Source organism: Jeotgalicoccus sp. FSL K6-3177, assembly GCF_038050175.1.
GTDB lineage: Bacteria > Bacillota > Bacilli > Staphylococcales > Salinicoccaceae > Jeotgalicoccus > Jeotgalicoccus nanhaiensis.
Genome location: NZ_JBBOSK010000001.1, coordinates 1722448 through 1745301 on the forward strand (window position 1 = coordinate 1722448; position 22854 = coordinate 1745301).

Below are 22854 nucleotides of genomic sequence, written 5' to 3' on the forward strand. Positions count from 1 at the left end.
GACCTATGGACTGGAAGAAGTTTGCTAAAGGGGAAACGACAAATACAAAAGAAGAACTCAGTTCACTTGATTCATTAGATGAAAAGAAAGTGTCATTCCGTGAAGTTAATGACTATGAACGCAATAAAAGACAGCAGGACAAAGAATTGGATGTCCCAAATAAAGTTCAAAAGACGATGGAAAAACAAGGGTTTAGTAACCCTTCCAAAGTGTCCCAAGATGCCTATGAGAAATTAAGAATTGCTTCCAGCTCTGACAAATTTGTAAACACTATGGGGTTTTTCACCACTTTAGATCCAATAAAGCAAGCTTCTTTTAATTACTACAATAATCAGTTGCAACATAATATGCTTTTAGCTTCTCAGAATGATGAATTAATTAAGCAGAATGATGTCATCATTGACCAGAATGAAGACATTATTAAGTTGCTAAGACAAATAGCTAATAAGTAATACACCAGCTGACCACTGGTAAGAATGAACACATTCAAGGTGGTCAGTACTTTTTTAAACTTCAAACCGAACATATGTTCTAAATTAAGGGGTTTTCACATGAGAATTGAAGATAGAGTAAATGAAATCGTTGAATTATCAATATTAGATGTAATGGATTTATCAGTAGAACATCTCTCTTATATGTTCGATGTCCATATTTTATATAATCATCAATCTAACTTTTATGTTCAGAAAGCCGGTGTCGATATTATCGGTTTAAAGTTTGATAAGCGACATGAGATGTTTAAAGCATTCTGCCACGAAGCTGGCCATATGTTTCTGCATGCCACCAATCAAAAGGAAATGCCACGTACATTTAACCAATTACAAGAGGCAGAAGCTGAGAAGTTTGCCCTACTCTTGCAGCTACCCGAAAAACTAATTGTTAAAAATGGATGGTATGAACCAATTGATTTAATGACGCATTTTAGCGTATCTGAGGACATTTCAATAAAAAGATTAGAGATGTTAAGAAACCGTGCAGAAGTTTTACAGTTACAATTTTAGGAGGGATATAGATGCCGATATATAAGGATGAAAATAGAGAAACCTATTATGTAAATGTTTCATATACAGACAAATTCGGTAAAAGAAAATATCATACTAAGCGTGGCTTTAAGAAATATGGAGATGCCCTAAAACATAAGGAGCAATTTTTCAAAAATATAGAAAGTGGCGAGCCTATTACAGGATTACCCTTTTCTTTCTTAGCTGATGATTATTTTAAGTGGTATTCGAATAGGAGAAAACCTTCAAGTATAAAAACAATTAAGAACTACCTTGTTAACCACATTACTCCCTTTTTTCAAAATATAGATGTCCACGAAATGGATGCTCATAGCATTACTGAATTTCACGATCATATGTTAAATAAAGAACATAATGGAAAAAAGTACAGAAAAGGTTATATACAAGATGTTCATACATGTTTAAGTAGCGTACTTAAGCACGGAATGAAATTCTATGAAGTTAAAGTGAATGTAGCTTCTCTTGCTGGAAATATTGAAAATGACGAATATACTGAATGGGATTATTATACCTTGAATGAATTCAACTACTTTTATAATTTAATTGAAGATATATATGACAAGGCATTTTTTAAATTATTATTTTATAGCGGATTAAGAAAGGGAGAACAGCGTGCATTAACATGGAAAGATGTAAACTTTATAGAAGGATATGTAGACATCAATAAAAACAACTACAACGGAAAGGTTGGAACACCTAAGACTAAGTCGTCACGTCGTAAAGTATTTCTTCCGGATCATGTCATGCAGGTATTAATGGAATACAAAGACTGGTACAAAAATAATAATGTATTTAAAGATGATTACGTTGTGTTTGGTAAATTTTATCAATCCATCGGAGAAAAACAAGTCGATGTGAGATATCACAAAATATTAGATAATACTGATGAGTTAAAGGCAATTAAGATACATGAGTTTAGACACTCACACGCAAGTGATTGTATTAACAGATTGAATATGGATAGAGACACCTTAAGAAAAAGACTGGGTCATAGTTCCACAGCAACGATTGAAAAATACTATGGTCACCTTTACCCTAGCACAGAAAAATCAGCCATTTTGAACCTATAGCGTGTCAATCCGTGGTCATTCCGTGGTCACAACAAAAAGAAAAGGCTTAACCACGGGGGTTAAGCCTTGTTTAGCGGAGATGGAGAGATTTGAACTCTCGCGCCGCGCAATGCGACCTATGCCCTTAGCAGGGGCACCTCTTCAGCCACTTGAGTACATCTCCATATGGCTCCACAGGTAGGACTCGAACCTACGACCGATCGGTTAACAGCCGATAGCTCTACCACTGAGCTACTGTGGAATAGTATGTATGTTTCAATCGAACATTATTCATTATAGCAACGAATATTAACTAAATCAACAGTATTTTAATATTTATTAAGTTAAATTTACAACATTGATAAATAACTATCCCTTTTCTATTATCATAGTCAGATTTTATTGATTTGATCAATACCTCGCATGTATTTTATATAGGTTTCTCTCGCAGCTTCGTTAATATACTGCATTTCCTGATGCTGTTGTTCATAAGAAAATTTCGAAGCTTCATCTTTGCGGTAAGTTTTTTCTTTAGCCAGATTAAATTTATAATGTAATTTAACAGCATTTAGATACTGATTATTAAAAGAACTGTAGGAAATGTCTATTTCCATTTCTTCATTATTTTCAAATTTAATTTTTGTATTACCATTATAATCATAATAACTGTCGATGTATCGTAGATTAAACCAGCAGTTTTCATTAACTCGGTCTGAATGTGTGCAGAAATATATATATGAACCGAATAAGTCTAAAATAATTGGATGCTTAGAACGTATACCAGATAAACTTCTCGTTAAATCTTTACGTGATGCGTAAGTTTGAAAATGATATTTACAGTTGTGCTCCAAAACTTTATTAGGTATAGAAAGACATTCAATAGGTTCTCCGTAAAGTTCCCCTATCAGACTTTCTGTATAGCGACCGAGCGACTTAGCTACAATATACATCGTTTCATCATTAATAATATAATGCTGCCGGCTCATACTTTCCCTCCCTGTATTCTTCATTACAATCAATATAACACAGAATAATTAAAATGTTAACTATTAATATAAAATGTTGTCTATTGTTTAATATAAGATGTTAAAAGTTAATTATCAGAAAAAACAATTTTACGATTCTCATTATCATTGACCTAAATGAGAATGTGGTATATAATCTGGTTAAAGATAGTTTCGAGAGGGGTAATTCAATATGGGCAGACCAGTTTATCCTGCAAATCAATTAAGAGGCTTCATCAACACAATTAATGACTTATCAGCAGATCTTGTTTTGCAAGAATCCATGTATCATTTTAATGTACAATTATATAGAGCAAAAATAGAAGAATCACTCATCGAGAAAGACGAAAAGAAATTCATAAAGTACACTAATTTACTAAAAGAACTGTAGATGATGTACATAGTATAAGGTCAGAAATACATTTTCTTTATAAATGTGTTTCTGACCTATTTTTTAATTTTATTTAAAAATATCTTGTTTGAGTATTTAATAAATAATTATTCCATATTTTCTCTACTCACTTCATTGCCCTCAATGTAGTTCAATAAAAATCCTACTACAGCTGCAAATGCACATAATGTAAAGGCAAATGGCGTAATCATTTCATATACTTCTGTTATAAACACACCGTCTGTAATTAATAAACCAATTGTTTGTAAAGCAACTAACACCGCGCCTAGACTAAGATATAATATTGTTGAAATTACAAAGATAAATTTAAATATTTTATTAATCAAATGAACTTCCTCCTTTTTATATTATTGGTATCGGTAGTATTCCCATTAAAACAAGCCAACCAATAATTGCTATTGGAATAACATAAAAAATTAATAATGGCATAAAAGTTTTCACCGGATCTGCTTTAGCTATTCCTGAAGCTATAAATATTGGAGCTGCTCCAGGAGCAGTAGCCCCTTCTGTTGATGCAAATATTAAAATTCCTACGAGCGCAACTACTGGTTCAACACCAGCTGCCACCAATGTTTCAAATGATACTAAGCCTATAGCTGTCACTGTCGCTGTTGCGGTTAATGGTGTTGCTACTAGGACAATCAATAAACCAACAATTAATATAACAATCGTCAGTGGTAAGTTCAGATTTTCCATTAACATCGCTAACTGTTCACCTAACCCAATATTATTAAGTACATAACTTGCTGCAAACGCAAAAAGTAATATAACTCCTAGTACAGCAAAAGCTGGGATAGAATCTTCTACTAATTTATAAATTTCTTTGGGTTTCTTGGGTATCTCTTTCCAACTCGTTAATATACTAATTATTATAATCAGTACTGGCACCCATAATATAATGGAGATATCTGATAACCCATCTTCCCCAATTGATGGAATACTCATCAGCATCTCGGATACAGGTCCTATTGTTAATACTACTGGAATTACTATTCCTAAAAATACTAATAACGAAGTCCATCCACTTCTAAACGCTTTTCTTATTGGAGTCATTTCCTCAGAACTTATTTTTCCGATTTTATGATATCTAACGTAAAAGAATACAAAAATTAATCTATAGATTAATGTATATAATCCACCGATTAGTAATGCAATAAATAACTGCCCCTCTGTTACTAAAGCCCCAATGGCGCTCATCCCTAATAGAATAAACATTGATCCACTAGGTGGTATACTTATCCCCATACCTGCATTTCCTGCTGCAATTGTAGCAGCTTGGTGACTTTTCCAATTAGAGTTTTTCATCCATGGAATAGTAATTGCTCCAACCGCTGCTGTATTACCAGAACCAGAACCTGAAATTGCTCCAAACATAGCAGATGCGACTGTATCAACATAACCTGCTCCTCCTGGTATTCTACCCAACAGAGAGTTTAAAATATTAATTATGCGTTCAATAAGACCTGTTCTATCGACAAGGTGTGCCATAAAAACAAAGGACATAGCTGCATATAAAACTTCATGTGTTGCTCCAAATTTTATTCCTTCCCATACTAATGTGAAGAACTCACGCCCGCCAAATAATGCAACAAAGAATAATCCCAATATCATTGCTTCACCAATATTACGTTTTATCACAACTACCCATAAAATAATTAGTAATATGTATAGTAGTAGTGCCCAAACTGCTGCTCCCATCATATCGCTCCCCTATTCAGTAAATTATATGATATTTAATTTTTCAAGTTCTAATAGCTCTTCTTCTGAGTAACCGAGCAAATCTTTATAAATTTTTGTATTATCATAACCTTTTGATTTAGCTAGATGTTTTACATTTCCAGGTGTCTTTGAAAATTTGGCACTCACATTTGCTACTCGCATTTGTTCAAAATCATCATCTTCTATCTCCACAAAAGATTCTCTGAATTTATAATGTCTATCATCAAATAACTGTTCTACATCATACATCGGTCCTATAACAGCTCCCGCTTTATCAAATTCAGCTACAACTACATCCATATCTCTTTTACTAATCCACGAACCGATAATCTCGTCTAGCTCTTTTACATTTCTAACTCTTGACTCATTAGTAGAAAATTTTTCATCTTCTATTAATTCTGGTCTATCAATTATTTTAAATACATTTTCAGCAATAGTTTGTGTTGCTCCTGAAAGTGCAACCCATTTCTTATCTTTAGTTTTGTATGCATTTCTCGGTGCTACTGAAATACTTCCATTTCCAACTCTTGATGCAACTTCTCCCAGCTGATCATATGCTACTATGTGAGGCTCTAGCAATCTCATTAAAGGCTCATATAAAGAGATATCGATAACTTGTCCTTTATTTTCATCATTTAAATTTCTTTCATTTAGCGCAATCATTATAGACAATGCACCATAAATACCGGCAACACCATCAGCTAGTGCGAATCCTGGTAATGTGGGCGGCGTATCTGCATATCCATTTACTGAAGAAAAACCGCTCATTCCTTCCGCTACAGTCCCAAACCCAGCTCTCTTAGCATACGGACCTTCTTGACCAAATCCAGTAGTTCTTAATAAAACTATAGATGGATTTATTTTTTTTATTTCATCCCATCCCAAATTCCATCTTTCTAAGGTACCTGGTCTAAAATTTTCAATTACAACATCTACTTCAGGTAATAATTTTTTGAAGATATTTTGTCCTTCATTCTTACTTAAATTTAACGTGATATATTCTTTGTTTCTGTTTAAAGTTTTCCAAAATATTCCTTTACCATCTTTTTTCTTACCATAATTTCTTGACGAATCACCATGTATAGGGTGCTCAGCCTTAATTACTCTTGCGCCAAAATCTGCTAAATGTGTACTAGCCCAAGGGGCCGCAATCATTGTAGAAACGTCAAGTATAGTAATATTTTTTAAAGCTTCGTTATTAAGCATCAAAATTCTCCTTTTTATTTCTTAAGTTATCTTTTAACACTTCAAGATTATTAATTGAGTTATATTTATTCAATAACTTTTTGGATTGATAATAATGAGGATAATCAATCATTCTATTGTTATATGTCGTTGCTGCCTTACCTTCTTTTAAAGCGCTTTCAAAATTATCAACAATATTTTTTGCTTCCTTTATATCATCAAACCCAGGTGAAAATTGTTCATTAAGAATTTCAACCATTGTCGGATGTATACAACTTGCACCTTCAAACCCATGTTCATAAGATATTTTAGCTATACGTTTCATGTTTTCTTCATCTTTGTAATTCGCAATACTTCCAATTAAACCCATTGGCTTAACCTCATGTTTCCTTGCATGCAATATAATATTAGTAAATATACTAATATATGCAGACTTTGTAGAGTCACCTATTTTAATCCCGCTATCAGCTGAAAAGTCTTCACTGCCTAATGTTATTGAATCAATTCTACGTGATGATGAAAGAATACTATCAATATTTAAAACTCCCACTGCATCCTCAACTGCAATACTAATTTTAAAAGACCCTCTCTCAAGATCTTTCTTTTCTTCAATAATAGTAAGTTTTTCATCAATACTTTTTATAGTTTGTTCATTTTGAACAGCAGGTAAATATATACCGTATAAATCTTTGCAAGTAACTGCCTCTATTTCATTCATTAAATATTTTTCGTCATTATTAACTCGAACATATACTTTGCTTCCCGTTGAACCTACATCTTTAATGCTTTCTTTTATATTTTTTCTCGCATTTAATTTTTCTTCAATTGGAACACTGTCTTCTAAATCCAATACAATTGCATCCGCGTTTCTAAATTTAGCTTTACTGATGAACTTAAGATTATTCGCTGGCATTATAAGTCTAGATCTCATAACTTCAAAGTTATTCATTTTTATCCTCCTGATTATCATTAGAAAAACGTTTATAAATATTACTCAAGTGTTGTTTTATTAAAGCTCTAGCTTTAACCCTGTCATTACTAATTAAAGCTTCAAGAATGTTATAATGTTCATCGTGAACAGTATAATAATTATAAGTATTCTCATCATAGTTTTTAATTTTGATATACTCTATCATTTCTTTATTGAGTCTATAGTACTCTACCGCAGCATCGTTTTTACTTAATTTGGCTAACTCTATATGAAAGTCAAAATCACTATCATAAATTGAACCACTTTTTTCTATTTCTTTTTTGAGTTTTAGAAGTTCTTCTTTCGTTGAACGTAATAATATATAATCTATCAAGCCAACTTCAAGAATTTCTCTTATTTCTAACAAGTTTCTAATTTCATTTTCTCTTAATGCTGTTAAAACATCAGCTTTATAAATATTTTTATCCAGAGCTTTTACTAATATTCTTCCTCCCCCAGATTTAGTAATTAAATAATTTTTAATTTCTAAATATCTATAAGCATCACGAATCGTGTTTCTACTTACTGATAAAGTGTCAGATAATTCTCTTTCTGTGGGAAGCTTTTCATTGATTCGAATTTTCTCTTCCTCATAATATTCAATTAATACCTCTAAGACTTTCTCATATAAGTGGTCGCTTTTAAGAATTCTATTCATTTTTCCCCTCCATATTTCCAGCTAACTGGTCCAACCAATCTACCAGTAATTTATCTCACTTTTTTTACTCTGTCAATAATTATTTGAAATTTTCTTTATTATCTGATTAATAAATCTAGACTTCCCTTTTTGTTTTTACATTTGTATTATCTGCTATATTTAGTTTGTCAATATGCTATGAAAATCCAAACAGATTATCTATCTGATAAAAAAACCGGCGCTTCTCAGCGCCGGCCTCTCCAAATCTCATTATTATGAAATCAAATCTAAAAATTCTTCTCTCGTAATCCGTCCTAAATAGTGGCTGATATCCACATCTTTGATCGCTTCTTCAATATGCTCCCGGTTGTGTTCCACACCGATCAGCAGATTTTCTATATCCACTACCTCTCCTACGCCAAAGAAGTCGCCGAAGATTTTCGCATGTTCGATGCGGCCGCCTTTAACTTCCAATCTCACGTCAAGCAATCCTGCATCGTATTTGTGGGAATTGTCGTAGTTATATTTAGGGTTTTTGCCGTAGTTCCATGCCCATGTCTGATATTTTTCTTCAGACAGCTGGTTAATCTTCGCCCAGTCGTCGTCTGTCAGTTTATATTCTTCAACGTTTTCCAGCCCGCCGAATATATTGGCAAGGATTCTTTCTTTAAATTCTTCTATATCTATTTTTTCATCTAAGTAGTCATTAATATTTCCAACACGTGCACTAACCGATTTTATTCCTTTGGATTGGATTTTTTTCGGATTTACTTTCAAGGCATTCTGTACTTCTGAAATATCACTCTCAAGCATTAAAGTCCCGTGCGAGAACATACGCCCTTTTTGTGTAAACATCGCGTTCCCCGAGACTTTTTTGCCGCCTTCAATCTCAATATCGTTCCGCCCCGACAGTTCAGCGTCCACACCCATTTCTTTTAAGGCTTCAACAATCGGCTGTGTGAATTTTTTAAAGTTGTGGAAGCTGTCACCGTCGTCTTCTGTAATAAAACTGAAATTCAGGTTGCCTTCGTCGTGATATACTGCTCCCCCGCCCGACACGCGTCTTACCACTTTAATGCCGTGTTCTCTAATGTACGGTTCGTTAATTTCTTCAATTGTATTCTGATTTTTTCCGATAATAATCGATGGCTGGTTTACATAGAACAGAAAGTAAGAGTCATCCGTTGGAATTTCTCTTAGTATATATTCTTCCATCGCCAGATTAATCATCGGATCTTTGATGTCGTTGTTTGAAATAAACTTCATTGTATTTTCCCCCTGGTACATAATAAAAGACCTGCCTCCATTATAATAGAAGCAGGTCTTAAAATCATATTTTTACTTATGCAATATTTTTTCTGCAGTGTCTTTTGCGGTCTGCACACAATCCGGCAGTCCGACTGCATAATGTGAGGCACCGATTAAGTGCAGTCCCGGATAGTTTTCTGCTGTGTATTTTTGAATATCATCAATAATATACTTATGTCCGACAAAATAATTCGGCATCGCATTCATCATCCGCGTTACAATTGTGAATTCTGGTTCACCGTCGAGGTCCATAATTTTATCGAGGTCCTCCCGTGCCAGACGGACGATGTCTTCATCCGACTTCTCATGGACGATAAAGTCACCGGGACGCCCTACATAAGCGCGGAGCAGTGCCTTGCCTTCAGGTGTCGAGTGTTCCCACTTCTTATTCGTCCATGTACACGCAGTAATCGATGTATCCATATTGCGGCTGATTACGAATCCAGTACCTTCAATCGTATTTTTCACCTGCTCGGCATCAAAGGCCATCACAACTGTTGCAACACTCGTTGCTTCCATATGCTTGAAGTACTCAAATTCTTTATCTTTAAACCAGCGCTTGTACTGGAAGTGCGGTGTCGTGACGATGACTTCATCGTAATGATGCGTGCCGCCGTCAGCTGTAAGGTCGTAGCCGTCTTCAGTTTTTTCAATCGCAGTGACATCGAAATTAAAGTGAATCTGGCCGCCGCGTTTTTCGTTTTCGCTGACCAGCCGGTCGATAAACGACTGCAATCCGTCTTTAAACTGCAGAAAAGCACCGGTTTTCTTCTTCGGAGCTGCGGCCTTATCTTTTTTCTCAGCCATCAGGCCTTTCATCAGGCTGCCGTATTCTTCTTCGGTCTCTTTGAAGTTAGGATACGTCGACATTAAGCTGAGTTTGTCGATATCTGTACCGTAAACCCCAGCCAGCAGCGGTTCGATCATATGTTCCAGAAGATCATCCCCGAAACGCGCACGGAAAAATTCTCCTACTGAAATATCTTTATATAACGGCAGGGCGGGTTTTAGAAAATCGAGTCCTGCCCGCAGTTTCCCTGTCCAGGATACTAAATCTGTCGTTAAGAGCGGAGACAACTCCATAGGTACACCGAGCATCGTGCCTTTTGGCACCGGTGACAGTTTATTTTTTGCATAGATATACGCCTGCCCCGTCTGGTTGCGGACCAGAGTGTCACCAAGCCCCACTTCATAAGCGAGTTCCGTCATGACTTCTTTACGCGCTAAATAAGACTCAGGTCCGAGCTCTATCGTATAGCCGTCCCGGATATGAGTATTGACTTTGCCGCCAGCGCGGTCCGACGCTTCGTATAAATCAACTGTCATGCCGCTGCCTTCTTTCAGCAGATAATGCATGGCAGACAACCCTGTAATTCCTGCACCTACTATCGCTACTCTTTTCACTCTTAACGCCTCTCTTATTACAATTTAATTAATTCGTTCACCATAGCCTGAATGAAACGTGAATCTGTATTCGGCATTGCCGGTCTGTGATATACCGCACCGATTTCATCCGTTACCACTTTACATTCGTAGTCGTTATCGTATAACACTTCCAGATGCTCACACACAAAACCGAGCGGAATGTATACAAAGTGCTTGAAACCATGTTCGTTGTACAGTTCGCGTGTTAAGTCCTGAACATCCGGGCCAAGCCATGGATCTGGTGTGTTGCCTTCCGACTGCCAGCCGACAAAATAATGGCCTTTGTCAAAGCGTGCTTTAATTAAATCTTTAGTTTCCACAAGCTGATCCGGGTAAGGATCGTTATGTTCCTTAATTTTCTCCGGCAAGCTGTGCGCGCTGACTACAATCGCAGTTTTATCCGCTTCGTCGGCAGGGATTTCCTGGTCGAAAGTTGTTTCCAATGCATCAACCCAGAAATCGATAAACGGCTTCTGCTCATAAAATGATTCTACAGATTTAACTGTAAGGCCGTATTTTTCCGCTTCTTCTTCCGCACGTTTATTATATGAACCGACAGAGAAGTTTGAATAATGCGGTGCAAGCACCACGCTGTATATTTCTTTAATACCCGCTTCACTGATTGCTTTCACAGAGTCTTCGATAAAAGGATGAATATGTTTTAAACCTATAAACAGTTCAAATTCATCATCGCTCTGTTCGTTTAAAGCGTCAACTAAAGCTTTCGCCTGGCGTTCTGTCGTATCCGCCAGAGGAGAAATACCGCCGATTGCTTCATAGCGGTCTTTTAAATCCTGAAGTGCTTCTTCACTCGGCTTTCTGCCGTGTCTGATATGCGTATAGTACGGCTCGATATCCGATTCTTTATACGGCGTACCGTATGCCATTACTAATAGTGCTTTTTTCTCTGCCATTTAAAAATCACAATCCTTTACTGTGTGTGTGTACTAATTCTGTCAATCGTTTTAAAACGTCCGGGCTGACTTCAGGGAAGACGCCGTGACCAAGGTTAAAGATGTGACCTGTTCTGTTTCCTTCTTCAACGATTTTCTTCGCGCGTTCTTCTATAATTGACCAGTCCGAAAGCAGGAGTGCCGGGTCAAGGTTACCCTGCAGCGCTTTCGTAATCCCTAAGTCACGCGCTTCAGTAATCGACATTCTCCAGTCGAGTCCGAGCACGTCACTGCCGAGCTTATCCCACTCTGTTGCCAGGTGGCTCGCTCCGACACCGAAAATAATAACCGGTACATTTTGCGCTTTAACTGCACTGATAATTCTCTTCATGCCCGGTGCAAGGTAATAGTTATAGTCCGCTTTATTAAGCGCACCGCCCCATGAATCAAAAATCTGAATCACGCTTGCACCTGCTTTAATTTGCGCAGTCAGGTAGGTAATGCTCGTTTCAACAAGCTTATCCATTAATTTGAACCATAAGTCCGGGTTCGAATACATCATTGTTTTCGTACGGTGGTAGTTTTTAGAAGGACCGCCCTCAATCATATAGCTCGCGACAGTAAATGGTGCACCGCAGAAGCCGATAAGCGGAACATTCAATTTTTCCTGCGTTAAAATCTGAATTGCTTTGTATACATAGTCTAAATCCTTAAACGGATCCAGTTCTCCAAGATTTTCAACGTCTTTTTCAGTACGGACAGGGTTATGTATTACCGGTCCTACTCCGGCCTTGATTTCTACATCAATACCGATTGGTGCGAGCGGTGTAATTATATCTTTATAAAGTACTGCCGCATCGACATTATAGTTGTCTACAGGTGTAGCCGTGAGATAAGCAGTGAGTTCAGGCTGTTTTGTAATTTCGATTAAAGAATACTTTTCTTTAACTTTGTTATATTCCGGCTGCGAACGCCCGACCTGTCTCATAAACCAAACTGGTGTATGTTCTGTCTTTTCTCCGCGTGCTGCTCGAATGAGTGTATCATTAAACACAGTGGTACCCCCTAATATTTATATGTTCATACATTTATACATTTTATCATATTCTTTAGAACAATTATTAATTACGGTCAAGTTGTCAAAAAATCGTTCTATTTGAGATTTGTTTAACATTCTGTTATTTCAGGTATATACTGATTAACATATCAAAACAAGAGGTGAAGCACAGTGTATTTACACGCAACTACGGGAACGCTTGATTATCTTTCTTCCCTGCAGAAAAATAATCCTCATGTATCTATCAGTGCAAGAGGTCCGGAAGCAATTTTGTATTATGAAGATAGTAATGAAAAATCGATTTTCTCGACGAATATGACTTATAAAATATTGAATGAACAGGGTTCTCTTGATGAAGAGCTCCCATTATCAATGTTTTATATACCTGCTGCAGGAGACGGTACTTATTCCCTGAGAGGTCACCTAAGCGATCTTTCTGAAGAATTAAAAGCAGCGAACGGTGTGGTTTCATTCAGAACCGGTCTGAATATTAGTGATGAGAATTATATCGTGCTGATTAAATGGGCAGACATGAGTATCTACAATGACTTTAAACATACTGATGTTTATAAAAAATACTTAACATCCGATGCCTTAAAGAAATTCCGCAATGAAGAATCACTGTTCGGCGACTTTTTATCATCGAAAACTTACTACAATATTGATGACAATGAATATACTGAAGAAGAAAAAGAAGAACTCAGCGATTAATCGCTGAGTTCTCTTTCTTTTTTATAGATGGCTTTCGATAAGACACGGTTAAGAATATAGCCCCAAACCGGGAAAGCCAGCACATAGTAGAATTTGTCAGGATGCGTGATTGTAAACATAACAGCAAACAGCAGTGTAATTACAAATACGACTTTGTGTGAATATCTGATATAGCTGTCCTGGATATAAGTTCTCGATACCGGCCATACTTTCGGCCACAGGAGATAAGCCTGCGCTGTATATATTTGCGACATCTGAAGCACGATTAAATAAATACCGAACAAGCTGAAGATTAACGATACGTACAGATTGCCAATCCAGAACATGATAATAAAGAATAATATAATGATGCGTAGCACAATCATCGGCAGATCATGGTCGCGTATAAAAGAACGGTAAAATAAATATTCGTACATATATTTCTTATTGAATTTCTCCGCCTTCGGCTCCCACAGCAGTATATCGAGAAAACGCCTTCTCTTAAACGCCTTATCGATGCGTTTAACATTTGTAAACATACTGACTGTCTGGTAATACTGCTGGAGTGCTTCTTTTTCGTATTGCACATAATTCAGCCAAGACAATGTTTTAAAAGAACTCTTCTTCATTATGACGGTGAATATAATGATGAACAGAAGCCCTAAAGTAATAAGGTAAGGCTGAATCAGCACCAGCATCAGCGAGACAAAATTAATAATAATTAGTGCTGCTGTGACAGCCCACTTTTTCCAGTCCGTATTAACTGAGAGACGTCTGATATTAAAGGCACTGAAATATAACAAAACAGCCATTAAAAAAAACAGGACAATCGATGTTAAATTGTGACCGATTGAAAGGAGAATCAGCACTGCTACTGATGTAACTGCCGGCAAGGCAAGACCGAGTGACAGGCTGTAAATATCCGCACGCTTAAAATAGGCCGTCATTCTTTTTTCATACGGCGGCAGAAACAGCATATCCGCCTCCTTCAGCAATGTACGGTACTTCGGCAGCAAGACCGCTGCCATTAAGAGCGCACACAGTGTGTCGATATACAGACTCGGACTGAGCGTTTCCCTTAAACCAAGCAGCGTATAAAGAAGCACTCCGCCCGCAATCATCAGGAAGACGAGAAAATGGCTGTTAAAAATAAATTTACCGTAATAGCTTCTTATTTTTACGTCTTCCTCCATACGTGTGTTAAACAGTTTACTGCTCATGATGCTTCCCGCCCGTCAATCTGATGTACACATCATCCAGCGTCCCTTCACGGAGCCCTGTGAGCTCGCGCAGCTCATTCAGCGTGCCGTCTGCGATTTTACGCCCCTGGTCAATAATGATGTACCGGTCACAGTAGCGTTCTGCTGTCGCTAGAATATGTGTGCTCATTAAAATGGACCGGTTTTTATCGCGTTCTGAAATCATCAGTTCAATCAATGATTCAATACCGAGCGGATCGAGACCTAAGAACGGCTCATCGATAATATAGAGATCCGGTTCTACGATAAATGCACAAATCAGCATGACTTTCTGCTTCATCCCTTTTGAAAAGTGGCTCGGAAAAGTATCTTCCTTATCCTCGAGGCGAAAACGTTTCAGGAGCGGCCCTTTTCTCGACTCCACTTCTTCCGGAGTCAAGCCGTAAGCCATCGCCGTCATATTGATATGTTCCCGGAGCGTCAGTTCCTCATAGAGAATCGGAGATTCCGGAATGTAGCCCATATGTCTTCTGTAGGCTTCAACATCCGTCTCAATCGCAGTATTCATTACCTTAATACTGCCGCTGTGCGGCCTGAGCAGGCCGAGAATGTGTTTAATCGTCGTACTTTTGCCTGCGCCGTTTAAACCGATCAGTCCGATAATTTCACCGGACTTTATATTAAAAGAGATATCGTGAATGACGGGCTCTTTTGAATACCCGCCTGTAAGCTGATTAATTTCTAATACCATCGTCTGACTTCCTTTTAAATAATTCTAATTATTTGTATACTGATACTTAAGTAAAACTATATCATAAGTTTTTAATGGAGGATATTGAGATGAATAAGACAATTTTTGAAAAAATTATCGACAGAGAAATACCGGCTAACATTGTATATGAAGATGCCGATGTTATTGCATTTATGGATGCCTTCCCAATCGTTAAAGGCCATACATTAGTCGTACCTAAACAGCCGATTGAAAATATCTTTGACCTTGATGAGGAAACAGGCGCGAAACTCATGAGTGTAATTACTAAAGTTTCAACCGCAGTCAGAGATGCGTTTCAGCCTGACGGTTTAAACGTTGTACAGAATAACGGCGCGTATGCTTCGCAGTCAGTATTTCACCTTCACTTCCATATTATTCCGCGCTACAAAGAAGAACACGACGGCTTCGGATATAAATGGGTCAGTGTTGAAGATGAGAACAACACACCTGAAATCCGTTCCGATCTTGAAGCGGCAATTAAAAATAAATTAAATGAATAATTAAGATTAAAGCAGGGTATATTATATTTGAGATAAAGGATGTGAATGAATATGAAACTTAAAAATATCGGTGTAGGATTCGCAGTCGGAATTACAGGCGGCATGCTCATATCCTTTTTAAATGCACCTAAATCAGGAAAAGAACTGCAGCAGTCATTAAAAAGAGGTTCCGGTGATTTAAAAATGCAGATGGACCAGCTTAAAATCGAAGGAGAAGAAATTAAAAACTCTTTCCTTAAAACGAAACATGAATCAAGCGAAGTCTTCTCCACTCTTGGTGACGAGGTAAAATCGATGATTTCAAACTTCCAGGCAGACATCAATCCGAACATCGAAAGGCTGCAGGGCAATATAGAAAATATTTCCAATAAAGCTGAAACTGCGATGTCAGAAGCTAAAGGCGAAGACAAAAAAGAAGACAGCGACAATAACTAGCTGGTAAAAAAACAGAATATTTTTACAGGACGGTGTGTTTAAGTTTGTGCACCGTCCTTTTTATATGATATATTATGCCTTGTATATGCAACCGGGAGGAGAAGTTTGAGAATGAAGAAGAAATTAGCACCAATTATATTAGGTTTAGGTTTAGTAAGTCTCGCTGCGTGCAGCAATGATGGCGAAGAAAATACAGATTCGGCTTCAACAGAAGAAGGCGATGTAGAATTCGGCAGCGTTCTCGCTACGAGTGACGCAGGAGATGTTACAGCTGATGACGTTCTGAACCAGATTGGAACAAATCAGGTCGCAAACCAGACCTTCCAATTAGTATTGGATAAAGTTTTAACTGATAAATACAGTGAAGAACTAAATATGGATGAACTTAATGAACAGATCGATGCTGAAATTGAACAGTACGGCGGCGAGGAAAACTTCGCAATGATGCTCCAGCAATCACAGCCGGGAATGACTGTCGATACATACAAGCAGCAGCGCGTATCTAATGCATTAAACGACTTATATTTTGCTGATTACTTTGAAATCACTGATGAAGAAGCATTCGACAGCGTGAGAAAATCATCTCACATCCTCGTATCCTTTGCTGAAGAAGGCGAAGAAGATAAGGCTGAAGAATCTGATGGAGAAGAAGACGAAGCGGCAATGACTAAAGAAGAAGCAAAAACAAAAGCTGATGACTTAAAAAAACAGCTTGATGACGGCGCTGACTTCGGTGAACTCGCGTCTGAGAACTCAGACGATACAGGCAGTGCGCAGCAAAATGGTGATCTCGGTTATGTAAGCGAAGGACAGATGGTTGAAGAATTTGAAACAGCACTATTTGAACTTGAGCCTGGCGAGATTTCAGAACCTGTCGAATCACAATTCGGCTACCACATCATTCTTAATGAAGATGTGTCTCTTGAAGACACACCTGAAGAAGAATTAAACACTATTAAAACACAGCTTGTAAACCAGAAAATCAAGGAAGACCCAAGCCAGGCACTGCAGGGCTACCGTGATCTTTTAGAGGAATACAACGTGTCGTTTGAAAACGAAGAAATACAATCTTACATTGAAGAAACATTCCTGAACGCTGATGAAGCACTGGAAAACGCACAGCAGGAAGACGCTGCAGCTGAAGAAGAATCAGAAGGCGCTCCAACTGAAGAAAATGCTGAAGAAGAATCGGAAAGTGAAGAATCAGCAGATACTGAAGAAGACTCTGAATAATACTGAATATTACTTGACGCAAAGCCTGTGGCTTTGCGTCTTTTTGTTGCTGAAGTACCACACTGTTTCACCGTCGAGTTCCATCAAAGATTCAAAGGCGAAACCTCAGGTTTACAACGGCGTTTTCCTGTTGTGAATCCAGCGCTTCCGGTTTACAACGGCGTTTTCCTGTTGTGAATCCGACACCCCCGTTTTACAATTCCATCAAACAAAAAATCCCCGCATTTCTGCGAGGATCTACCAATAGTAACTATATTAAAAGCTTTCCGGGCGATAAAAGTTGCGTGATTCAAGCGGGAAGATTCTTTCCGTGAATTTACCCTTATCCGCCTTATCAATATGTTTGTCCATCATCATAATACGTGCATCAATGTTATCGATAAAGTGCAGAATTTCCGCTTCTTTAATCATCGGAACTTTCGGCGAACCATATTCAAGTTTTCCGTGATGGCTCAGAATTAAGTGTTTCAGTATCATTACTTCTTCGCCTTCAATGTTCAGTTGATCTGCGACTTTCGTAATTTCCTCTGTTGCAATCACGATGTGGCCAATCAGGTTTCCTTCATTAGTATATGTCGTACCAATCGGGCCGCTCAATTCTTTAACCTTGCCGATATCATGCAGAATAATTCCGCTGAATAACAGACTTCTGTTAAGCGTCGGATAAATGTCGCATAAAGAATCAGCTACACGGAGCATATAATATACATGGTATGCGAGTCCTGACACAAAGTCGTGGTGGTTTGTCATCGCTGCCGGATAGTACGAGAATTCTTTGCGGTATTTAGTCAGCAGCTGGCGCGTAATGCGCTGCAGACTGCCGTTTTCGATTTTCAGGCAGTAGTCTAAAATTTTATCGTACAGTTCATCGCCGTCAATCGGTGCTTTTTCTACGAAATCTTTCGCTTCCAGCCCGTCCTCAGGTGTCGCAAGACGGAAGTTTGCAATTTTCATCTGCTTTTTGCCGCGGTAATCGATAATATCACCTTTAACTTTAATAAGTGTTTCCGGCAACAGTACATCGATATCTTTCTGCGTAACATTCCAGTGTTTCGCTTCGACTTCTCCTGTTTTATCCTGCAGCACGATTGTCATGTACGGTTTGCCCTGAGTTGTGACACCCTGCTGGCTGCGTTTAATTAAGAAGAATGTATCCACTGAATCTCCAGGCTGTAATGATGAAATATTATTCATTACTGAACCCTCCTACTTCGTTTTTTCTTTTAGTTTGATTGTTTGAGCAGATGGAATACTCGTATTTAAATTACATGTAAAGTACAGTACCTGGTCGTCTGACTTACTTCTAAAGTAATCAAGTATCGTTTTCGTACGCTCGCTGTCGAAATGGACGAATGCATCGTCGATAATAATCGGCAGCTGATAGTAGCCTTTTAGTGCTCTGATAAGGCTTAGACGCAAGCTGATGTACAGCATTTCCTTGGTCGACTGTGACAGTTCAAGCGGATGGAAGACCTGTCCATTTTTATGTTTCACGAAAATGCCTTCGTCACTGTAGATGACATTAATATAACGGCCTTTCGTTACAAATTCAAATGTTTCCCTCGCCTCTTCTATTACTATCGGCAGACGCTCATCTTTGATGGCTTTAATATGCGTCTCAATTAAGATACGAATGTATGTCAGGGACATATATTCTTCAGCCAGACTCTGCACAACGCCTTTACGCATACCGTAGAGGTGGTTCAGTTCACTCAGCTTGCCGTCACTTTCCAGAAGCTTGATTTCATTGTTGATTTTAACCAGTGCCTCTTGTTCCAGCTGAATCTGCTCATTCAGATTATCAAGCTGGGCACCGATATTATCTTCATCCGCTTTCAAATCTGCTAAGAGACGGCCCGACAGCTCGTTTCTGAGGTCATAGTCGAAGTGTTCTTCATCCAGTTTGTCGCTTAGTTCTTTAAAGCGGTTGACATTGTTTATATACTCGCTGTGTTTTCTCGCGTAATAGTAATATTCTTCCTCGTCGTCCGCCTCCACATAATCCAGAAGCTGATTCAGCTCACGCTGCGATGCTGCATTCCGCTCTTCCAGTACTGTAATTTCATTTTCCAGAAGGTCCGCCTGTTCTCTGAGGTTGTAATACATCGCCTCATCTTTTTGGAGTTTCGACGACAGCTGCCCCGCTTCATGGAAGATGGAAGATTGCTTATAATGAATACCGAACGCGCTCACTTCTTCGCTGACACGTGTATCAAAATCATTCAGCTTCTGCGTAATGTTATCAAGTTCCTGCTGTTCGCGGCTGATCTGATGACGCTTCTGTTTAATCTGGCGTATTGTGTATATTGCATCGACGATATATTTATCGTCAAGTTCAGGATTCACTTTTAAATTTTGTTTCACTTCAGCAAGCTGTGTATTCAAATGATCCTGATTTGCTTCATTCACTGACAGCGTTTCTTTCAGATCATCCAATTTAACCGAAAATGAATTGCGTTTCGCACGCAGGTTTTTCAATTGCTGTCGCAGGTCTTTTGCATCGTCGATATCAAAATTGATATCGTACTCGCTTTTAAGTGCATTAATTTCATCCTGCAGCGTATCAACTTCCTGCTGATAGTCGGTCTTCAGCGTATCCTGCTCCCGGTTATTCGTAATAACCAGTATAAACAGTGCCGCAGCACCTACAGCAAGCGACAGGCCGCCGTATAAGTAGCTGTTGTTGATAATAAACATAACACCGATCGCTATTGCGATAATACTGATTGTAATAATCAGCGCTGCCTGCCAGTTCTTTACTCTGTCACGTTCGCGTTTTTCGCGTTCGTAATCTTTTTCAATCAGCTGATACATGCGTTTCTTTTCAACCAGTTCGAATTCACGATCCAGCACTTCGCGTTTCTTTTTCATTCTGCCATCGTCAATCTGATTGCGTTCCGACTCTTCAATTTCGGCATCAAGCTGTTTAATATCTGCTCTCAAATGATCAATCTCACGAATTAAATACTGTTCTTCCAGCATAATTTCATCGTACTTCGACAGCAGTGACTGCACGGACTCACGAACGATATTCGAATCGTCGACATCCGGGTGCTCTTCCTGCCAGCCGATGTCTTTCTGCAGATTTAAAATCTCATTTTCAAGATTTGCTGCCGAGTTTGATAAACGTACAGCTTCCATGTTCTGCTGCTTAATTTCGGGTTCTTCTTTTTGCAGTGCTTCAAGATAGCTGATCATATTTTTATCAGGGAGCTTCACATGCTGTATTTCAGCAATCAGTGTTTTAAGTTTCTCCTGACGGAGACCGATATCTTTGGCCGTCTGTTTAACATGGTTACGCAGTGATTCGTAACGTTCGATTCCGCGCTCCGGGAAGTTGACCGGTTCGATATTAAGCTTGCTCTCAAGCGCCTTCCAGTCTTTAATATCTTTATGATACATGACTTCTTTCATTTTCTGCTTGCGGATCATTTCCATCTGATTCAGTGCATGTTTTTTGGAATTTAAGCTTTCGAGCGTTTTAACCTGCTCATTAATAAACGTTTTATATTCTTCTTCATGTTTTTCAAGCCCGCGGATTTTTTCGCTTAAATCATTCAAATCCTGAAGCTCTGTATTAATAACCGGGTTAATGCCGTTTCTCTTGTACAGCATTTTAAGTTCTTTGTCGATGGCATTCAGCATCTCATCGTATTCGTGGGAGCCGAGCGCTCCTGCACGGAGCAGATATTCCTGCAGCTTGTCTTCAGTCATATTTTTGTGAATATCCTGAAGTCCGAGCACATCGAACGAAAATATAGAACGGTATGTACGTTTGTCTATATAATTCATTTTTTTAGTGAGCCATTCCTCACCTTTAGTTGTACCATCTTTAAAGTACACCTTCACATCGCCCTGGACTTTTCCTTTTAGTCTCTCTATTTCCACGGGTTCCGGTTCATCTTTAAATTTTACTGTCAGCCTGCCGCCGTAAAGGTTATGCATACGAGGTTCACGGCGCGGCTCCTGTTCCTTTTTCGTTGGAAAACCGAACAGCACAGAATGAATAAAGGACATCATAGTCGACTTGCCGGCTTCATTTTCACCGAATATCTGAATGAAATCCTGATTTGTATTAAATTCCTGTTTAATAATTTTACCGTAGCCGTATATATTTACTGATAAGATTTTCATAATTTCACTACTTCCTCATCAACATTTTTAGACGATCTTCACCCATCTTGAGAAGTTCGCCCGGCGATACTTCACTGATTGGCGGCAGATAACGGTTAATGTTCGGATCCATATACATCGTATTAACCGCACTTCTGAATAACTCTTCATTATCTGAGTAACTCGTTTTAATATCTTTCAGCAATGCTATCTGCTCTTCATTATTATATGAGACATTAATATTATCAATCCAGACGAATTCAGAAATATTCACTTCATCTTCCTGGAGCAGTTCGATCAGTTCATTATAGTCGCTTTGAGAAATTTCATCTTCTCCGTCATAGTTCAGCTGAAGATTAACAATGTACTTGCTCTTCTCTCTCAGACTCTGTTTGAATTCAACAATCTGCTGATACAGCTCTTCTTTCCTCAGTGAATTTGTATCCAGTTCAAGATTTTCAAAAACCACTTCCTGTACCGGAACAAAGTTTGCCGATAAAGAAACGTCGTCCCCTTCGACAAGGAGAAAACCCTTTTCGCCGGTTTCATTTTTATGACGCCCCTGGATGTTGCCTGAATAATGAACCTGCGGTAAATCCGCCAGCTGCGACCGGACATGAATATGACCGAGCGCCCAGTAATGGTACAGCTTGCTGTTCAGTGCTTCCAGATTAAATTCTGTATAGCGCTTAGCATCGTACTTTGTTTTTGCATACGTTCCGTGCAGCATACCGATATGAATACCCCGGTTATCTGTATTTGTCGGATACTCATCCAGTTTGTTTTCATAGGATTCGTCCAGCAGGTAGCTGAAACCGTGCAGATAAACCCGTTCACCCTTCGAGCTCAGCATTTCATAAGTTTCAACATTCTCTTTAAAGACCGACACATTATTCGGCCACGTCGTTTTAAAACCGGAGGAAATCGGATCGTGGTTTCCGTGGATCATATAAACGAAGATGCCTTTTTCTTTTAATCTGTTAAATTCTTTTTTAAGGAATATTTCAGATTTCAAAGAACGGTTCGACTGATCGAATACATCTCCTGAGATAAGAAGGAAATCCACACTCTCTTTAATTGCAAAATCAATCATCCGGGTGACACTTTTATATGTACTTGTCATTAAAATTTCCAGTATATTGTTCGGCATCTTGGACCGGGATTTAAACGGACTGTCCAGGTGCAAATCTGCCGCATGGATAAATTTAACCATTAGATTCACCATTCCTTC

Annotated in this window: 23 protein-coding genes and 2 tRNA genes; 8 read left to right on the plus strand and 17 right to left on the minus strand. The window is 38.4% G+C overall.

What is annotated here, in order from left to right:
* Window positions 1-5: 5 nt before the first annotated feature.
* From MHH58_RS08620 to MHH58_RS08630, 3 genes are all read left to right on the plus strand, one after another.
* The gene (locus MHH58_RS08620; RefSeq protein ID WP_341345660.1) at window positions 6-452 is read left to right on the plus strand and encodes a hypothetical protein; all 447 of its coding nucleotides are present in this window, start codon (window positions 6-8) and stop codon (window positions 450-452) included.
* Between the two features lie 99 nt (window positions 453-551).
* Window positions 552-1001: an ImmA/IrrE family metallo-endopeptidase gene (locus MHH58_RS08625; protein ID WP_341345661.1), complete on the plus strand. Its 450-nt coding sequence runs from the start codon at window positions 552-554 to the stop codon at window positions 999-1001.
* Between the two features lie 11 nt (window positions 1002-1012).
* A complete protein-coding gene (locus MHH58_RS08630) occupies window positions 1013-2092 on the plus strand; it encodes a tyrosine-type recombinase/integrase (RefSeq protein ID WP_341345662.1) in 1080 nt (359 codons plus the stop codon).
* Window positions 2093-2166: 74 nt separating this feature from the next.
* Here MHH58_RS08630 and MHH58_RS08635 read toward each other — a convergent pair.
* From MHH58_RS08635 to MHH58_RS08645, 3 genes are all read right to left on the minus strand, one after another.
* A tRNA-Ser gene (locus MHH58_RS08635) sits at window positions 2167-2255 on the minus strand.
* Window positions 2256-2258: 3 nt separating this feature from the next.
* Window positions 2259-2333: transfer RNA gene (locus MHH58_RS08640), tRNA-Asn, on the minus strand.
* 130 nt (window positions 2334-2463) lie between these two features.
* Window positions 2464-3057: a competence protein ComK gene (locus MHH58_RS08645; protein ID WP_341345663.1), complete on the minus strand. Its 594-nt coding sequence runs from the start codon at window positions 3055-3057 to the stop codon at window positions 2464-2466.
* A gap of 211 nt (window positions 3058-3268) precedes the next feature.
* On the opposite strand from MHH58_RS08645, the gene MHH58_RS08650 reads away from it, so the two are divergent.
* The gene (locus MHH58_RS08650) at window positions 3269-3466 is read left to right on the plus strand and encodes an IDEAL domain-containing protein (RefSeq protein ID WP_341345664.1); all 198 of its coding nucleotides are present in this window, start codon (window positions 3269-3271) and stop codon (window positions 3464-3466) included.
* Window positions 3467-3573: 107 nt separating this feature from the next.
* On the opposite strand, the gene MHH58_RS08655 is transcribed toward MHH58_RS08650, so the two are convergent.
* The 9 genes from MHH58_RS08655 to hemE all read right to left on the minus strand — a co-directional run bounded on the left by MHH58_RS08655 (window position 3574) and on the right by hemE (window position 12678).
* Window positions 3574-3813, minus strand: coding sequence for a hypothetical protein (locus MHH58_RS08655; RefSeq protein ID WP_341345665.1), 240 nt, complete (start codon window positions 3811-3813; stop codon window positions 3574-3576).
* Between the two features lie 16 nt (window positions 3814-3829).
* Complete coding sequence (locus MHH58_RS08660) at window positions 3830-5188, minus strand: TRAP transporter large permease subunit (protein ID WP_341345666.1); 1359 nt, start codon at window positions 5186-5188, stop codon at window positions 3830-3832.
* Window positions 5189-5209: 21 nt separating this feature from the next.
* Window positions 5210-6412: a CaiB/BaiF CoA transferase family protein gene (locus MHH58_RS08665; RefSeq protein WP_341345667.1), complete on the minus strand. Its 1203-nt coding sequence runs from the start codon at window positions 6410-6412 to the stop codon at window positions 5210-5212.
* Window positions 6405-7340 carry an HpcH/HpaI aldolase/citrate lyase family protein gene (locus MHH58_RS08670; RefSeq protein WP_341345668.1) on the minus strand — a complete coding sequence of 312 codons (936 nt, stop codon included), beginning with the start codon at window positions 7338-7340 and terminating at the stop codon, window positions 6405-6407. The genes MHH58_RS08665 and MHH58_RS08670 overlap by 8 nt, the downstream gene beginning before the upstream one ends.
* Entirely contained in the window at window positions 7333-8019 is a 687-nt protein-coding gene (locus MHH58_RS08675; RefSeq protein WP_341345669.1) for a FadR/GntR family transcriptional regulator, read from the minus strand. The genes MHH58_RS08670 and MHH58_RS08675 overlap by 8 nt, the downstream gene beginning before the upstream one ends.
* 252 nt (window positions 8020-8271) lie before the next feature.
* Window positions 8272-9264 carry a lipoate--protein ligase gene (locus tag MHH58_RS08680; protein ID WP_341345670.1) on the minus strand — a complete coding sequence of 331 codons (993 nt, stop codon included), beginning with the start codon at window positions 9262-9264 and terminating at the stop codon, window positions 8272-8274.
* 72 nt (window positions 9265-9336) lie between these two features.
* Entirely contained in the window at window positions 9337-10710 is a 1374-nt protein-coding gene (gene hemY / locus MHH58_RS08685; protein WP_341345671.1) for a protoporphyrinogen oxidase, read from the minus strand.
* A gap of 17 nt (window positions 10711-10727) precedes the next feature.
* Entirely contained in the window at window positions 10728-11645 is a 918-nt protein-coding gene (gene hemH / locus MHH58_RS08690) for a ferrochelatase (RefSeq protein ID WP_135098987.1), read from the minus strand.
* A gap of 7 nt (window positions 11646-11652) precedes the next feature.
* Complete coding sequence (hemE, locus tag MHH58_RS08695) at window positions 11653-12678, minus strand: uroporphyrinogen decarboxylase (RefSeq protein ID WP_115883957.1); 1026 nt, start codon at window positions 12676-12678, stop codon at window positions 11653-11655.
* Window positions 12679-12852: 174 nt separating this feature from the next.
* Between hemE and MHH58_RS08700 the strand changes: the two genes are divergently transcribed.
* The gene (locus tag MHH58_RS08700) at window positions 12853-13392 is read left to right on the plus strand and encodes a hypothetical protein (RefSeq protein WP_135098990.1); all 540 of its coding nucleotides are present in this window, start codon (window positions 12853-12855) and stop codon (window positions 13390-13392) included.
* Here MHH58_RS08700 and MHH58_RS08705 read toward each other — a convergent pair.
* Both MHH58_RS08705 and MHH58_RS08710 read right to left on the minus strand, forming a co-directional pair.
* Window positions 13389-14591: an ABC transporter permease gene (locus tag MHH58_RS08705; RefSeq protein WP_341345672.1), complete on the minus strand. Its 1203-nt coding sequence runs from the start codon at window positions 14589-14591 to the stop codon at window positions 13389-13391. The two genes, MHH58_RS08700 and MHH58_RS08705, sit on opposite strands and share 4 nt — an antisense overlap.
* A complete protein-coding gene (locus MHH58_RS08710; RefSeq protein WP_341345673.1) occupies window positions 14581-15321 on the minus strand; it encodes an ABC transporter ATP-binding protein in 741 nt (246 codons plus the stop codon). Before MHH58_RS08710 ends, MHH58_RS08705 begins: the two co-directional genes overlap by 11 nt.
* Window positions 15322-15410: 89 nt before the next feature.
* On the opposite strand from MHH58_RS08710, the gene MHH58_RS08715 reads away from it, so the two are divergent.
* The 3 genes from MHH58_RS08715 (at window position 15411) to MHH58_RS08725 (ending at window position 17510) form a co-directional block, all read left to right on the plus strand.
* A complete protein-coding gene (locus tag MHH58_RS08715; protein WP_341345674.1) occupies window positions 15411-15842 on the plus strand; it encodes an HIT family protein in 432 nt (143 codons plus the stop codon).
* Between the two features lie 51 nt (window positions 15843-15893).
* Window positions 15894-16277, plus strand: coding sequence for a YtxH domain-containing protein (locus MHH58_RS08720; protein ID WP_341345675.1), 384 nt, complete (start codon window positions 15894-15896; stop codon window positions 16275-16277).
* A 111-nt stretch (window positions 16278-16388) separates the two neighbouring features.
* Complete coding sequence (locus tag MHH58_RS08725) at window positions 16389-17510, plus strand: foldase protein PrsA (protein WP_341345676.1); 1122 nt, start codon at window positions 16389-16391, stop codon at window positions 17508-17510.
* A gap of 255 nt (window positions 17511-17765) precedes the next feature.
* Here MHH58_RS08725 and yhaM read toward each other — a convergent pair whose 3' ends face one another.
* Genes yhaM through MHH58_RS08740 form a run of 3 tightly spaced genes read right to left on the minus strand, consistent with a single transcriptional unit; the run spans window position 17766 to window position 22836 of the window.
* Window positions 17766-18704 carry a 3'-5' exoribonuclease YhaM gene (yhaM, locus tag MHH58_RS08730; RefSeq protein ID WP_135099000.1) on the minus strand — a complete coding sequence of 313 codons (939 nt, stop codon included), beginning with the start codon at window positions 18702-18704 and terminating at the stop codon, window positions 17766-17768.
* 12 nt (window positions 18705-18716) lie between these two features.
* A complete protein-coding gene (locus MHH58_RS08735) occupies window positions 18717-21644 on the minus strand; it encodes an AAA family ATPase (protein ID WP_341345677.1) in 2928 nt (975 codons plus the stop codon).
* A gap of 7 nt (window positions 21645-21651) precedes the next feature.
* Window positions 21652-22836 carry a metallophosphoesterase family protein gene (locus MHH58_RS08740; protein WP_341345678.1) on the minus strand — a complete coding sequence of 395 codons (1185 nt, stop codon included), beginning with the start codon at window positions 22834-22836 and terminating at the stop codon, window positions 21652-21654.
* Window positions 22837-22854 lie beyond the last annotated feature (18 nt).

What these genes read in the sequence shown, in the direction of transcription:
- MHH58_RS08620 (WP_341345660.1), top strand. Translation starts at nt 6, where the DNA reads ATGGACTGGAAGAAGTTTGCTAAAGGGGAAACGACAAATACAAAAGAA.
- MHH58_RS08625 (WP_341345661.1), top strand. Translation starts at nt 552, where the DNA reads ATGAGAATTGAAGATAGAGTAAATGAAATCGTTGAATTATCAATATTA.
- MHH58_RS08630 (WP_341345662.1), top strand. Translation starts at nt 1,013, where the DNA reads ATGCCGATATATAAGGATGAAAATAGAGAAACCTATTATGTAAATGTT.
- MHH58_RS08645 (WP_341345663.1), bottom strand. Translation starts at nt 3,057, where the DNA reads ATGAGCCGGCAGCATTATATTATTAATGATGAAACGATGTATATTGTA.
- MHH58_RS08650 (WP_341345664.1), top strand. Translation starts at nt 3,269, where the DNA reads ATGGGCAGACCAGTTTATCCTGCAAATCAATTAAGAGGCTTCATCAAC.
- MHH58_RS08660 (WP_341345666.1), bottom strand. Translation starts at nt 5,188, where the DNA reads ATGATGGGAGCAGCAGTTTGGGCACTACTACTATACATATTACTAATT.
- MHH58_RS08665 (WP_341345667.1), bottom strand. Translation starts at nt 6,412, where the DNA reads ATGCTTAATAACGAAGCTTTAAAAAATATTACTATACTTGACGTTTCT.
- MHH58_RS08670 (WP_341345668.1), bottom strand. Translation starts at nt 7,340, where the DNA reads ATGAATAACTTTGAAGTTATGAGATCTAGACTTATAATGCCAGCGAAT.
- MHH58_RS08675 (WP_341345669.1), bottom strand. Translation starts at nt 8,019, where the DNA reads ATGAATAGAATTCTTAAAAGCGACCACTTATATGAGAAAGTCTTAGAG.
- MHH58_RS08680 (WP_341345670.1), bottom strand. Translation starts at nt 9,264, where the DNA reads ATGAAGTTTATTTCAAACAACGACATCAAAGATCCGATGATTAATCTG.
- hemH (WP_135098987.1), bottom strand. Translation starts at nt 11,645, where the DNA reads ATGGCAGAGAAAAAAGCACTATTAGTAATGGCATACGGTACGCCGTAT.
- MHH58_RS08705 (WP_341345672.1), bottom strand. Translation starts at nt 14,591, where the DNA reads ATGAGCAGTAAACTGTTTAACACACGTATGGAGGAAGACGTAAAAATA.
- MHH58_RS08710 (WP_341345673.1), bottom strand. Translation starts at nt 15,321, where the DNA reads ATGGTATTAGAAATTAATCAGCTTACAGGCGGGTATTCAAAAGAGCCC.
- MHH58_RS08715 (WP_341345674.1), top strand. Translation starts at nt 15,411, where the DNA reads ATGAATAAGACAATTTTTGAAAAAATTATCGACAGAGAAATACCGGCT.
- MHH58_RS08720 (WP_341345675.1), top strand. Translation starts at nt 15,894, where the DNA reads ATGAAACTTAAAAATATCGGTGTAGGATTCGCAGTCGGAATTACAGGC.
- MHH58_RS08725 (WP_341345676.1), top strand. Translation starts at nt 16,389, where the DNA reads ATGAAGAAGAAATTAGCACCAATTATATTAGGTTTAGGTTTAGTAAGT.
- yhaM (WP_135099000.1), bottom strand. Translation starts at nt 18,704, where the DNA reads ATGAATAATATTTCATCATTACAGCCTGGAGATTCAGTGGATACATTC.
- MHH58_RS08735 (WP_341345677.1), bottom strand. Translation starts at nt 21,644, where the DNA reads ATGAAAATCTTATCAGTAAATATATACGGCTACGGTAAAATTATTAAA.
- MHH58_RS08740 (WP_341345678.1), bottom strand. Translation starts at nt 22,836, where the DNA reads ATGGTTAAATTTATCCATGCGGCAGATTTGCACCTGGACAGTCCGTTT.